This is a genomic window from Microbacterium sp. AZCO, from assembly GCF_039614715.1.
Lineage (GTDB): Bacteria > Actinomycetota > Actinomycetes > Actinomycetales > Microbacteriaceae > Microbacterium.
The window spans coordinates 2420936-2432580 of the sequence record NZ_CP154857.1 but is presented as its reverse complement, the minus strand read 5'-3'; the positions used below and the strand labels follow the sequence as shown (position 1 = coordinate 2432580).

The 11645-nt window shown below is 69.9% G+C and carries 15 protein-coding genes and 1 tRNA gene; 12 read left to right on the top strand and 4 right to left on the bottom strand.

What is annotated here, in order from left to right:
- The first annotated feature begins 92 nt into the window (after positions 1-92).
- The 10 genes from AAIB33_RS11420 (at position 93) to AAIB33_RS11375 (ending at position 7786) form a co-directional block, all read left to right on the top strand.
- Positions 93-165 (top strand) — tRNA-Trp (locus AAIB33_RS11420).
- A 45-nt stretch (positions 166-210) separates the two neighbouring features.
- Positions 211-486 carry a preprotein translocase subunit SecE gene (gene secE, locus AAIB33_RS11415; protein ID WP_345800081.1) on the top strand — a complete coding sequence of 92 codons (276 nt, stop codon included), beginning with the start codon at positions 211-213 and terminating at the stop codon, positions 484-486.
- 62 nt (positions 487-548) lie between these two features.
- Complete coding sequence (gene nusG / locus AAIB33_RS11410) at positions 549-1616, top strand: transcription termination/antitermination protein NusG (protein ID WP_345800080.1); 1068 nt, start codon at positions 549-551, stop codon at positions 1614-1616.
- A 291-nt stretch (positions 1617-1907) separates the two neighbouring features.
- Positions 1908-2738 (top strand): DUF559 domain-containing protein, encoded by an 831-nt coding sequence (locus AAIB33_RS11405; protein ID WP_345800079.1) that lies wholly within the window; start codon positions 1908-1910, stop codon positions 2736-2738.
- 310 nt (positions 2739-3048) lie between these two features.
- Positions 3049-3480, top strand: coding sequence for a 50S ribosomal protein L11 (gene rplK, locus AAIB33_RS11400; protein WP_345800078.1), 432 nt, complete (start codon positions 3049-3051; stop codon positions 3478-3480).
- 14 nt (positions 3481-3494) lie between these two features.
- A complete protein-coding gene (gene rplA, locus AAIB33_RS11395; protein WP_345800077.1) occupies positions 3495-4184 on the top strand; it encodes a 50S ribosomal protein L1 in 690 nt (229 codons plus the stop codon).
- Between the two features lie 215 nt (positions 4185-4399).
- A complete protein-coding gene (locus AAIB33_RS11390; protein ID WP_345800076.1) occupies positions 4400-5209 on the top strand; it encodes an amino acid ABC transporter substrate-binding protein in 810 nt (269 codons plus the stop codon).
- A complete protein-coding gene (locus tag AAIB33_RS11385; RefSeq protein WP_345800075.1) occupies positions 5206-5901 on the top strand; it encodes an amino acid ABC transporter permease in 696 nt (231 codons plus the stop codon). The genes AAIB33_RS11390 and AAIB33_RS11385 overlap by 4 nt, the downstream gene beginning before the upstream one ends.
- Positions 5888-6691: an amino acid ABC transporter ATP-binding protein gene (locus tag AAIB33_RS11380; protein WP_345800074.1), complete on the top strand. Its 804-nt coding sequence runs from the start codon at positions 5888-5890 to the stop codon at positions 6689-6691. The genes AAIB33_RS11385 and AAIB33_RS11380 overlap by 14 nt, the downstream gene beginning before the upstream one ends.
- Before the next feature lie 48 nt (positions 6692-6739).
- The gene (locus tag AAIB33_RS11375) at positions 6740-7786 is read left to right on the top strand and encodes a DUF561 domain-containing protein (protein WP_345800073.1); all 1047 of its coding nucleotides are present in this window, start codon (positions 6740-6742) and stop codon (positions 7784-7786) included.
- A gap of 73 nt (positions 7787-7859) precedes the next feature.
- Here the strand turns inward: AAIB33_RS11375 and AAIB33_RS11370 are convergent, their stop codons facing one another.
- Together AAIB33_RS11370 and AAIB33_RS11365 are read right to left on the bottom strand one after the other, a co-directional pair.
- Positions 7860-8135: an acylphosphatase gene (locus AAIB33_RS11370; RefSeq protein WP_345800072.1), complete on the bottom strand. Its 276-nt coding sequence runs from the start codon at positions 8133-8135 to the stop codon at positions 7860-7862.
- 2 nt (positions 8136-8137) lie between these two features.
- Positions 8138-8434, bottom strand: a complete 297-nt coding sequence (locus AAIB33_RS11365; protein ID WP_345800071.1) for a Dabb family protein — start codon at positions 8432-8434, stop codon at positions 8138-8140.
- Between the two features lie 61 nt (positions 8435-8495).
- Between AAIB33_RS11365 and AAIB33_RS11360 the strand changes: the two genes are divergently transcribed.
- Positions 8496-8840 carry a DUF1801 domain-containing protein gene (locus AAIB33_RS11360; RefSeq protein WP_345800070.1) on the top strand — a complete coding sequence of 115 codons (345 nt, stop codon included), beginning with the start codon at positions 8496-8498 and terminating at the stop codon, positions 8838-8840.
- 151 nt (positions 8841-8991) lie between these two features.
- On the opposite strand, the gene lysE is transcribed toward AAIB33_RS11360, so the two are convergent.
- On the bottom strand, positions 8992-9648 hold the full coding sequence (gene lysE / locus AAIB33_RS11355) for an L-lysine exporter (RefSeq protein WP_345800069.1): 657 nt from the start codon (positions 9646-9648) through the stop codon (positions 8992-8994).
- A gap of 71 nt (positions 9649-9719) precedes the next feature.
- Between lysE and AAIB33_RS11350 the strand changes: the two genes are divergently transcribed.
- Positions 9720-10604, top strand: coding sequence for a LysR family transcriptional regulator ArgP (locus AAIB33_RS11350; RefSeq protein WP_345800068.1), 885 nt, complete (start codon positions 9720-9722; stop codon positions 10602-10604).
- Positions 10605-10614: 10 nt separating this feature from the next.
- On the opposite strand, the gene AAIB33_RS11345 is transcribed toward AAIB33_RS11350, so the two are convergent.
- Entirely contained in the window at positions 10615-11643 is a 1029-nt protein-coding gene (locus AAIB33_RS11345; protein WP_345800067.1) for an NADP-dependent oxidoreductase, read from the bottom strand.
- Positions 11644-11645 lie beyond the last annotated feature (2 nt).

Genomic DNA, 11645 nt, shown 5'->3' with positions numbered 1-11645 from the left:
GCAATTCTTCGCCGTGCCCGGGTCTCGGGCAAAGCCCTCAACAGCTAGGACACGGCGCAGAAGTGCGGGCATCCCGAGGCCTCCGGGTCTCTAGGGCGGTAGCTCAATTGGCAGAGCAGCGGTCTCCAAAACCGCAGGTTGCAGGTTCGATTCCTGTCCGCCCTGCGCGTCAGCGGAAGCTGGCACATGGAAGGTAATCAGGTGGGTTCGATGGTTCAAGACGAGCCGAAGGGCGAAGTCGTCGCCAAGAGCGACGCGACGGCACCCCGCGAGAAGAAGCCCGGCTTCTTCGCGCGCATTGCGCTCTTCATCCGTCAGGTCTTCGGGGAGCTTCGCAAGGTCGTCACGCCGACGCGCCAGGAGCTCTTCAAGTTCACTGGCGTCGTGCTCGGCTTCGTCGTCGTCATGATGGCGCTCGTCTACGGTCTCGATCTGCTGTTCGTCTGGCTGACGACCGTCGTCTTCGGCGTTCCGGCTGGGGCGTAAGCACCCACTGTCGCGACGCGGGCGCGGATCGAATCCGGCGCCCACGAACGGAAGAGAACGAAGTGTCTGAAAGATATGTCGACGACGCCGATTGGGCGACGGCCGCTGAGCAGTCCTCCGAGGACGACGAGGCGCAGGAGGGCAACGTCCTCTCCGGCCAGGAGCACTCGGTAGAGCCCGCGGAGCACGTCGCGCTGCACGTCGTCGACGACAACGACGACGACGAAGACCTCGCCGACCTGGACGACATCGACATCGACGACCCTGAGGCGGACGCGATCGTGAACGACGCACTGAACCTGGACGAGGCCGCGGAGACCGAAGCCGCCGCCGAGGTGCTCAACGACTCCATCGCGGAGGAGGCCGCCGAGCGCGTCGCCGCCGCGGCCGACGACGTCGACCCGTACGACGGTCCCGACGTCAACGGCGACCCCGACGAGCCCGTGCTCGGCGACGAGTTCCTCAGCGACCTCGCCGACGCCGAGGCCGAGGTCGACGCCGAAGAGGAGGACCCGTACGAGGCGTTCCGCGCCGAGCTGCGCACCCTCCCGGGCAAGTGGTACGTCATCCACTCCTACGCCGGTTTCGAGCGCAAGGTGAAGGCCAACATCGAGCAGCGCAAGTCGACGCTCGAGGTCGAGGAGGAGATCTACCAGATCGAGGTCCCCATGGAGGACGTCGTGGAGATCAAGAACGGCCAGCGCAAGATGGTCACGCGCGTCCGCATCCCCGGCTACGTCCTCGTCCGCATGGAGCTCAACGAGGACACCTGGTCGGTCGTGCGCCACACGCCGGGCGTCACGGGCTTCGTGGGCAACGCCCACAACCCGACCCCGCTCCGCTTCGAAGAGGCCTTCAACATGCTGAAGAGCCTCGTCGAGATCAAGGAGACCGTCCCGGCCAAGGCCGGCGCGGCCAAGAAGGGCGCCGCCGCTGCCGCGCGCGTCATCCCGGCCGAGGTCGACTTCGAGGTCGGCGAGACCATCACGATCAAGGAGGGCTCGTTCGCGGGTCTTCCCGGCACGATCAGCGAGATCAAGCCCGAGAGCGGCAAGCTCACGGTCCTCGTCTCGCTCTTCGAGCGCGAGACCCCCGTCGAGCTGTCGTTCGACCAGGTCACCAAGCTCTGAGAGACCCCCCTCTCCGCGAAGCGCCCCGCCATCGGCGGGGCGCTTCGTCGTTCCCGGCGTGCGTGATCGGGCGGCATGGCGGCGCCGCGTGCGAGCAGAATCGCGGGTGCGAGCAGAACCGCGGAGATGCGCAGGATGACGGATGCCTCGGCCCCCGGCATCCGCACGTCTGCACTTCTCCGCGATGGCGCGCGCCGCGCCGCCTCCTCCCCAGAGCCGGCGTGAGGCCGGCTCTCCACATCGCACCTCGTGGTGTCGTGTCCTGGTGCGACGGCGCGCCACGCTCGAGTCGTGGAACGTGTGACCGGAGCCGTTCGCCAGGCGGGGGGAGTGGTGCGCACCGCGGCGCTTCGCGCACGTGGGTATTCGCGCCGCAGCATCGAGGGCGCCGTGTCGTCCGGGCTGCTCACGCGTCCGCGCAACGGCTGGGTGGCCGACCCCACCGCGGACCCGTACCTGGTCGCGGCCGCGCGTGCCGGCGTCGTGCTCACGTGCCACACTGAGGCGCGCCGGCTCGGCCTGTGGGTTCTGCGTGACGACACGGTGCACGTCGCCGCGCCGCCGCATCATCACGTCGGCGAGCTGAGGAACGGCACTCACGTGCACTGGGCGCGGCCGATCGTGCCGCGGCATCCGGATGCCCTCGTGGATCCGATAGAGAACGTTCTGGCCCTCGTCGCCTCGTGCCTCCCACACGAAGAGGCGCTCGCCGTCTGGGAGTCGGCGCTGCGTCACGAGCTCGTTCTCCGCGAATCGCTGGAGCGGATGCCTCTGCCCACCGCCGCACGCTCCCTGCTGGCGGAGTGCTCGTCGTATTCCGACTCGGGACTCGAGACGTTCGTGCCTGTGCGGCTGCGGTTCCTGCGGCTGCCCATCCGGCAGCAGATCTGGCTGGCAGGCCACGCGGTCGACTTCCTCATCGGCGACCGGCTCGTGCTGCAGGTCGACGGCGGTCACCACGTGGGGGCACAGCGGCGCAGCGACATCGCCCACGATGCCCGGCTGAAGCTGCTCGGGTACCACGTCATCCGCGTCGACTTCGCCCAGGTCGTCTCCGCGTGGCCCGAGGTGCACGACATGATCGTGCGCGCCGTCGCACAGGGACTGCATCGGGCGGCCTGACCGAATGCGCAGAACAGCGGAGATGTGCGGGATGGCGGATGCGTGGGGAGTCTGCATCCGCGATCTCGCACATCTCCGGGATCCTGCTCGGCGAGGGGCTGGGGTGGGTGCGGTGGGATGGGGAGTGCGCTCGGTGAGGGACTGGGGAGCGTGCGCGAGGGATGGGGAGTCCGGCTCGTGGGGAGGGCATGGAGCGCATCGGGTAGACTTGGACGGTTGCGTGCGTGTCGCGCAGCAATCCACCACCACTTCCGGGGTCCGCCCGGTCGTGGAAGCGTGCCCGCAAGGGCGCTCGAACAGAGGAATACGAATGGCACCGAAGAAGAAGGTGACCGGCCTGATCAAGCTTCAGATCAACGCCGGTGCGGCCAACCCGGCGCCGCCGATCGGCCCCGCGCTCGGTCAGCATGGCGTCAACATCATGGAGTTCTGCAAGGCGTACAACGCCGCGACGGAGTCGCAGCGCGGCAACGTCATCCCCGTGGAGATCACCGTCTACGAGGACCGCAGCTTCACCTTCATCCTGAAGACGCCGCCGGCTGCGGAGCTCATCAAGAAGGCCGCCGGCGTGCCCAAGGGCTCGAAGACGCCTCACACGGTCAAGGTCGCGAAGCTCACCAAGGAGCAGGTCCGCCAGATCGCCGAGACGAAGATGCCCGACCTGAACGCGAACGACATCGAGGCTGCCTCGCTGATCATCGCCGGCACCGCCCGTTCCATGGGCATCACGGTCGAGGACTGAGGGGGATAACCACAATGGCTACGAAGTCCAAGGCCTACCAGGCCGCCGCCGCGAAGATCGCGGCTGACAAGTTCTACACGCCCACCGAGGCCGTCGCCCTGGCGAAGGAGACCGGTTCGGCGAAGTTCGACTCGACCGTCGAGGTCGCGCTCAAGCTCTCGGTCGACCCCCGCAAGGCCGACCAGATGGTGCGCGGCACCGTCATCCTCCCGCACGGCACGGGCAAGACCGCCCGCGTCATCGTCTTCGCGACGGGTCCGGCCGCCGAGGCCGCCATCGCCGCAGGCGCGGACGAGGTCGGCGGCGCCGAGCTCATCGAGAAGGTCGCCGGCGGCTACACCGCGTTCGACGCGGCGGTCTCCACGCCCGAGCTCATGGGCCAGGTCGGTCGTCTCGGCAAGGTGCTCGGCCCCCGCGGCCTCATGCCCAACCCGAAGACCGGCACCGTGACCCCCAACCCGGCCAAGGCCGTCGAGGAGATCAAGGGCGGCAAGATCGAGTTCCGCGTCGACAAGCACGCCAACGTGCACTTCGTCGTCGGCAAGGCCTCGTTCTCGGCCGACCAGCTGGACGAGAACTTCAAGGCCGCGCTCGAGGAGATCGTGCGCCTGAAGCCGTCGAGCTCGAAGGGCCGCTACATCCAGAAGGGCGCCGTGTCGACCACCTTCGGTCCCGGCATCCCGCTGGACGTCAACGCGATCTGATCCTTCGACAGGCTCAGGAACCGGGTTCACGCTCAGGAACGTCCGAAGAGGGGCTCCGCCGAATGGCGGGGCCCCTCTTCCGTTCCGGGGGATGAGCCCCTCCGCACTCGCCGTCTCAGTTCGTCACATATCGGCTCCGGCTCTCGCGGGCCGGGTTACCGTTGACACTTCGCCTCCGGGCGAAGCGCACCACAGCATCCAAGGAGTCCCTCATCATGTCCCGCCGCGCCATCGTCTTCACCGCTCTCGCCGCAGCATCCGTCGCCCTCCTCACGGCCTGCAGCGGTGGAGCCGCCCCCGCCGCATCGAGCGGAGCAGCAGCCGACGACTACGGTCTCGCGACCCCGGGCACGCTCACCGTGGCGACGGAGGGCACCTACCGCCCCTTCAGCTACCACGACGACGGCTCGGGCGACCTCACCGGCTTCGACGTCGAGATCATCACCGCGGTCGCCGACAAGCTCGGGCTCGAGGTGAAGTTCCAGGAGACGCAGTGGGACGCGATCTTCGCCGGCCTCGACGCCGGTCGCTCTGACGTCATCGCCAACCAGGTGTCGATCAACGACGAGCGCAAGGCGAAGTACCTCTTCAGCGAGCCGTACACGATCTCGCCCGGCGTCATCGTGGTGAAGGAGGGCGACGACTCGATCAAGAGCTTCGACGACCTCGCGGGCAAGACCACTGCCCAGTCGCTCACGAGCAACTGGTACGAGCTCGCCCAGTCGAGCGGCGCGAACGTCCAGGCCGTCGAGGGCTGGGCGCAGGCCGTCGCACTCCTCGAGCAGGGCCGCGTCGACGCGACGGTCAACGACAACCTGACCTTCCTCGACTACGAGAAGACGAACGGTCCGTCGGGTCTCAAGATCGCCGCCGAGACCGACGACCCGGCTCAGAACGCCTTCGCCTTCACCAAGAAGAAGCAGTCGCTCGTCGACGCCGTCGACAAGGCGCTCGATGAGCTCCGCGAGGACGGCACGCTCGCGAAGATCAGCGACAAGTACTTCGGCGCCGACGTCACCCAGTGATCGTTGAGGCCGTCTCGGGTCCCACGGCGGCGACGCCGTGGGACCTGTTCCTCAGCTCCTTCTGGCCGATCACGCTGGCGGGCCTGACCGGGACGATCCCGCTCGCCCTCATCTCCTTCGCGCTCGGGCTCCTCATCGCGCTGGGCATCGCGCTCATGCGCCTCTCGCGCAGCCGCGTGCTCTCGAACCTCGCGCGGTTCTACGTGTCGGTCATCCGCGGCACGCCGCTGCTCGTGCAGCTGTTCGTCATCTTCTACGGCCTGCCGTCCATCGGGATCGTGCTCGACCCGTGGCCGAGCGCCATCATCGCCTTCTCGCTCAACGTCGGCGGCTACGCGGCCGAGATCATCCGGGCGGCCGTGCTGTCGGTGCCGCAGGGGCAGTGGGAGGCGGCGTACACGATCGGGATGCCTCGCCGCACGGCGCTCGCGCGCATCATCCTGCCGCAGGCGGCCCGCGTCTCCGTGCCGCCCCTGTCGAACACGTTCATCTCGCTCGTCAAGGACACCTCGCTCGCGTCGCTCATCCTCGTGACGGAGCTCTTCCGCCGCGCGCAGGAGATCGCGGCCTTCACGCTCGAGTTCATGGTCATCTACCTCGAGGCGGCTCTCATCTACTGGCTCTTCTGCCTCGCGCTGTCTGCACTGCAGGGTGTACTCGAGAGGAGGCTCGACCGCTATGTCGTCCACTGACGATGCGCTCACCCCGCCCAGCCCCGCGAACGACGCGCCCCTCCTGCGCGCGACGGGGCTTCGCAAGAGCTTCGGCGCCCACGCGGTCCTGAAGGGGATCGACTTCGAGGTGCGCCGCGGCGAGGTCGTCGTGCTGATCGGCCCGAGCGGCTCGGGCAAGACCACGGTGCTCCGCTCGCTCAACGGCCTGCAGACGCCCGACGGAGGCCGTCTCGTCATCGACGGCGGACCCGAACTGGACTTCTCAGCCCCCATCCGGTCGGCCGACCGCTTCGCCCTTCGCGATCGATCGGCGATGGTCTTCCAGCACCACAACCTCTTCCCTCACCTGACGGTGCTGCAGAACGTCATCGAGGGCCCCGTGCGCGTGCAGAAGGTGCCGAAGGCCGAGGCGATCGCCCGCGCCGAGGAGCTGCTGGACCGTGTCGGTCTCGCCGAGAAGCGCGACGTCTACCCGTTCCAGCTCTCCGGCGGGCAGCAGCAGCGGGTCGGCATCGTGCGGGCGCTCGCCCTGCGGCCCGACCTCCTGCTCTTCGACGAGCCGACGAGCGCCCTCGACCCCGAGCTCGTGGGTGAGGTGCTCAAGGTGGTGAAGGAGCTCGCGGACGAGGGCTGGACGATGGTCGTCGTGACGCACGAGGTCGGCTTCGCGCGCGAGGCCGCGGACGAGGTGCTGTTCCTCGACCAGGGTGTCGTGGTGGAGCGGGGGCATCCCTCGCAGCTCTTCACCGCTCCCAAAGAGGAGCGCACCCGCCGTTTCCTCGATCGGATCCTGCGCCCGCTCGACTGATCCGTCACATCGGAGCCCGCGGCGAGCGCCGCGGGTAGCGTCGAAGACATGACGCGCGCGTTCACCGACCTCCTCGGAATCGACGAGCCGATCGTGCTCGGGCCGTTCGGCGGGCTCTCCTCGATCGAGCTCACCGCCGCTGTGAGCGACGCGGGGGGCCTCGGTTCGTACGGACTCTACGGCTACACCCCTGAGCGCATCCGCGACACCGTCGATCTGCTTCGGGATGCCACGTCCCGGCCGTTCGCCGTCAACCTCTGGCTTCCGACGGGCGACGAGGCAACGCCCGCCGACGTCGACTTGAGCTCGTCGCTCGCCGCACTCCGGCCGCTCTTCGACGCCGTGGAGGTCGAGCCGCCCAGCCCTCCGGCCTCGTTCCTCCCCGACATCCGCGACCAGCTCGAGGCGGTGCTCGACGCCCGGCCGGCGGCGCTGTCCGTCGTATTCGGCATTCCGGGCGCCTGGCTCGTGGAGGCGGCGCGGGCACGCGGCATCCGCCTCCTCGGCACGGCCACGAGTGTCTCCGAGGCGCGTGCCCTCGCGGAGGCGGGTGTCGACGCGATCGTCGCGACCGGCGCCGAGGCGGCGGGGCACCGTGTGTCGTTCCTGAAGGGCGCCGAGGACTCGCTTGTCGGCACGTTCGCCCTCGTGCCGCAGGTCGTCGATGCAGTCGACGTGCCGGTCGTGGCGGCGGGCGGCATCGCCGACAGGCGGGGTGTCGCGGCGGCCTTCGCCCTCGGCGCCTCGGGCGTGCAGGTGGGCACCGCGTTCCTGCGCACGTGGCAGTCGGCGGCGCCGGCCGCGCATCGCGCCGCGATCGCCACGGCGGGCGACACCGACACCGTCCTGACCCGGGCCATGAGCGGGCGCCTGGCGCGCGGCATCCCGAATCGCGCGATGCGCGAGATCGAGACGAGCGGGATCATCGCGCCGTTCCCCGCCCAGAACTGGCTGACGGGGGTCTTCCGCGCGGCAGCGGCGAAGCGCGACGAGGGCGACCTGCTGTCGCTGTGGGCGGGCCAGTCGGCAGCGCTCGCAACGCACGACGACGCGGCCGACGTCTTCGCAGAGCTGCGGGCCGGCGTTCCGGCCTGACCGCGAATCACGCGGGCGCGCCGGCGTTCCGGCCTGACCGCGACTCACCCAGTCGGGCCGGCGTGACCGCGACTCACGCGGTGGGGCGCACCTCGAAGCCGCGCTCGCCGGTGGGCTCGGCATCCCGGACCGTCGCGTTCTCGACGACGGATCCCGGCGGTCCCTCGGCCATCCAGGCGAGCAGCTCGTCGACCTGCTCCGGCGTCCCCTCGACCTCGGCCTCGACCGTGCCGTCGCGCCGGTTGCGCACCCAGCCCGCGGCTCCCGCCTCCATGGCCACGATCCGCATGGTGTAGCGGTACCCGACGCCCTGGACGCCGCCCGAGACGATGACGTGCACGCGGCGCATCGTCAGCTCCAGGGGATGAAGTCGAGCTCCTGGAAGTCCGACACCTCGGGCACCCACCGTGAGGCGACGAAGTCCTGGTGCAGAGGGTGCGCGTCGTACGCAGCGTAGGCGTCGGCGTCGGCGAAGACCATCGAGAACTGGAAGCGATGCGGGCTCTTGCCGCTCACCTGCCGTGCGATCTGGAACTCGTCCACACCGTCGATCGACGTGAGGGTTCGCCGGGCGTCGTCGAGGAACCGGCGCTCCTCGTCCGAGTCCGCGGGATGGACGAGGGCGAACGAGACGGTGTGCCGGATCATGCGTCCGACCCTATCCCGCACGGCTCGCGCGTCGCCGCGCACGAGGTGCCAGGATGCGTGCATGGGAACCGTCGACGACTACCTCGCGGAGCTCGACCCGGCCGATCGCGCGGCGGTGGAGCACGTCTACGATCTGGCGCGGGAGATCGCCCCCGATGCCGAGCAGGGCACGGGCTACGGGATGCCCGCGCTCGTCTATCGAGGCAAGCCGCTGCTCTCGGTGAAGCGCACCAGGAAGCACATCGGCGTGTACCCGTTCAGCGCCGCCGCCGTGTCGGTCGTCGCGCACGAGCTGCCCGACTCCGACGTCGACAAGGGGACGATCCGGTTCCAGCCCGACCAGCCGCTGCGTGACGACCTCGTGCGGGCGCTCGTCTCTGCTCGCAAGGCGCAGATCGACGGCTGATCCGTCCCCGGACCCCGGCTGGGCGGCTCGGATCACGGCTGACCCGTGCCATACGACTGCTCGGTGTGACGTGGGGGACGCGGCGCCCGCGGAATTGCGCGGGCGGAGGCCACGGGTCGTCACAGCCAGCAGTGATGCGGCACGGGCAGCGTCAGCGGGGGAGGATGAGCGAGACGCCGAGCGCGATCATGACGACCGCGATGACGGCGTCGAGGACGCGCCACGCCCGCGGCGTCGACAGCCAGCGGCTGAGGTAGCGTGCGCCGAAGGCGAGGCCGAAGAACCACAGGACGCTCGCGAGCATCGCGCCGGCGGCGAAGAGCCAGCGGTCGTCGCCGTGCGTGTTCGCGACGCTTCCGAGGAGGAAGACGGTGTCGAGGTACACGTGCGGGTTGAGCCAGGTGAGGGCCAGGCACGTGAGGACCACCGGGAGTAGACGCGTGCCGGTGGCCTGCACGGTCGATCCGCCCGGGCCGGGCGCCTGGCGGGTGTCGGCCGCGTCGCCGATCACCAGGGCTTCGCCGCTCGGGCGCCAGGCGCGTCGCGCCGCCATGACCCCGTACACGACGAGGAAGGCCGCACCCGCCCACCGCACGACGTCGATGAGCCACGGCACCGCCTGGAGGACGAACCCCACGCCCGAGACCCCGAGCACGATGAGCACGGCGTCGGAGACGGCGCAGATCGCGGCGACGACGAACACGTGCTCGCGGCGGATCCCCTGACGCAGCACGAAGAGGTTCTGCGCGCCGATGGCGACGATGAGCGAGAGGCCGAGTCCGAGACCGGCGAGCACGGGGGAGATCACCCTTCGACGGTAAAGCGGCGGGCTGATCCAGTCCAGCTAATCAATCTTCAGGTGCATTAGTGTGGCTAATCATGCGAATCCCGTTCGAGCTCGCCGAGACGCTGGCCGCCGTGGTCGACGAAGGATCGCTGGATGCCGCGGCCCGCCGCCTGCACGTGACTCCCTCGGCCGTGAGCCAGCGCATCAAGGCGCTCGAGGAGCAGCTCGGACGCGTCGTGCTCGTGCGTTCCAAGCCGGTGCGGGCGACCGAAGCGGGTGCCGCCGTGGTTCGACTCGCCCGGCAGCTCGCGCTTCTCGAGCACGACGCGCTCACGGAGCTCGGTGCCGACGATGAGGGCGGCACGCTCTTCTCGGTGCCGCTCGCGGTCAACGCCGACTCTCTGGGGACGTGGTTCCTCGAACCGCTCGCCCGACTGGCGGCGAGGCATCCCGTCGTCTTCGAACTCCACCGCGACGACCAGGACTTCACCGCCGGCCTCCTGGAGTCGGGGAGCGTCATGGGCGCTGTGACGTCGCGAGCGACGCCCGTCGCCGGCTGCCGCGTGAGCACGCTCGGGGTCATGCGGTACGAAGCCGTCGCGACCCCGGATTACGTGGCGCGATGGCTGCCCGACGGCGCCACGCGGGAGTCGCTCGCCCTCGCGCCGCTCGTCGACTTCGACCGCCGGGACGACCTTCAGAGCCGGTGGCTTGCCGCGATGGACGTCGATCCCGTCGTGCCGCCCCGGCACTATGTGCCCGCGTCGAACGACTTCGCCACCGCGATCAAGCTCGGGCTCGGATGGGGCCTCCTGCCGGGCTTCCAGTCGTCCGACGAGCTCGGCGACCGCCGGCTCGTGCGGCTCGGGGGAGCCCCTGTCGACGTGCCGCTGCACTGGCAGCAGTGGAACCTGCGCTCCCCGCTCCTCGACGCGATCGCCGATGAGCTCGTCGCCGAGGGGCGGCGCGTGCTCTGACTCCGGAGGGTCAGTCGTCGCTGACGCGCAGGACGATCTTCCCCCGCGTGTGGCCCTTCTCGAGTTCGGCGTGCGCCTCGGCGGCGTCGGCGAGGTCGAAGACGCGGTCGATGTAGACCTGCACGGCGCCGGAGTCGAGGAGGCGTCCCACCGTCGCGAGCGCGCCGCCATCGGGGATGACCTTGTAGCTCGTCGCCCGCACGCCGGCGGCCGCCGCCGCCTCCGCGTAGCCGGGGAACGACCCCGTCGGCACGATGATGTAGAGCCCACCCGGGCGGAGCGCCGTGAGCGACCGGGTGCCCGTGTCGGCGTGCGTGTTGCCGACGAGGTCGATGACGACGTCGACCTCGGAGACGGCATCCTCGAATCTCGTGGTCGTGTAGTCGATGACGCTCGCCGCACCCAGTTCCCGCAGCCAGGAGGCGTTGCGGGTCGAGCCGGTGGCCGTGACGTGCGCGCCGAAGTAGGCGGCGAGCTGTACCGCGAAGTGCCCGACCCCGCCGCTCGCGGCGTGGATGAGGATCCGCTGCCCCTCGTGCGCGTGCGCCGTCTCGACGACGAGCCCCCACGCCGTCAGCGCGGCGAGCGGCACACCCGCCGCCTCGACATGCGACAGCGACGTGGGCTTGCGCGCGACCGAGAGAGTGGGGATGACGGCGTACTCGGCGTACGCGCCGCCGGTGCGCGGGTACGACAGCATCCCGAACACCTCGGTGCCGGGCGGGAAGGGATGCGATTCGTACGGCGCCTTGACGACGATGCCGCTGACGTCGAAGCCAGGAACCGACGGATAGGCCGGGATCTCGCCCGAGACGCCCGCGCCGCCGCGGGTCTTCGCGTCGATCGGATTGACACCCGCCGCGACGACCCGCACGAGCAGCTCGCTCATCACGGGCTTCGGAACGCCGATGGATGCCTCGTGCAGCGCGTCCGCGCCGCCCGGCGCGTCGAACGCCGCGGCGCGCATCGTCTCGGGGGGATCCGGAACGGGGAGAGGCTCCCCGCTCGGAGGAGCAGATCGCAGCGGTCGGAATCGCATCC

What these genes read in the sequence shown, in the direction of transcription:
- secE (WP_345800081.1), top strand. Translation starts at nt 211, where the DNA reads ATGGTTCAAGACGAGCCGAAGGGCGAAGTCGTCGCCAAGAGCGACGCG.
- rplK (WP_345800078.1), top strand. Translation starts at nt 3,049, where the DNA reads ATGGCACCGAAGAAGAAGGTGACCGGCCTGATCAAGCTTCAGATCAAC.
- rplA (WP_345800077.1), top strand. Translation starts at nt 3,495, where the DNA reads ATGGCTACGAAGTCCAAGGCCTACCAGGCCGCCGCCGCGAAGATCGCG.
- AAIB33_RS11390 (WP_345800076.1), top strand. Translation starts at nt 4,400, where the DNA reads ATGTCCCGCCGCGCCATCGTCTTCACCGCTCTCGCCGCAGCATCCGTC.
- AAIB33_RS11380 (WP_345800074.1), top strand. Translation starts at nt 5,888, where the DNA reads ATGTCGTCCACTGACGATGCGCTCACCCCGCCCAGCCCCGCGAACGAC.
- AAIB33_RS11375 (WP_345800073.1), top strand. Translation starts at nt 6,740, where the DNA reads ATGACGCGCGCGTTCACCGACCTCCTCGGAATCGACGAGCCGATCGTG.
- AAIB33_RS11370 (WP_345800072.1), bottom strand. Translation starts at nt 8,135, where the DNA reads ATGCGCCGCGTGCACGTCATCGTCTCGGGCGGCGTCCAGGGCGTCGGG.
- AAIB33_RS11365 (WP_345800071.1), bottom strand. Translation starts at nt 8,434, where the DNA reads ATGATCCGGCACACCGTCTCGTTCGCCCTCGTCCATCCCGCGGACTCG.
- AAIB33_RS11360 (WP_345800070.1), top strand. Translation starts at nt 8,496, where the DNA reads ATGGGAACCGTCGACGACTACCTCGCGGAGCTCGACCCGGCCGATCGC.
- AAIB33_RS11350 (WP_345800068.1), top strand. Translation starts at nt 9,720, where the DNA reads ATGCGAATCCCGTTCGAGCTCGCCGAGACGCTGGCCGCCGTGGTCGAC.
- AAIB33_RS11345 (WP_345800067.1), bottom strand. Translation starts at nt 11,643, where the DNA reads ATGCGATTCCGACCGCTGCGATCTGCTCCTCCGAGCGGGGAGCCTCTC.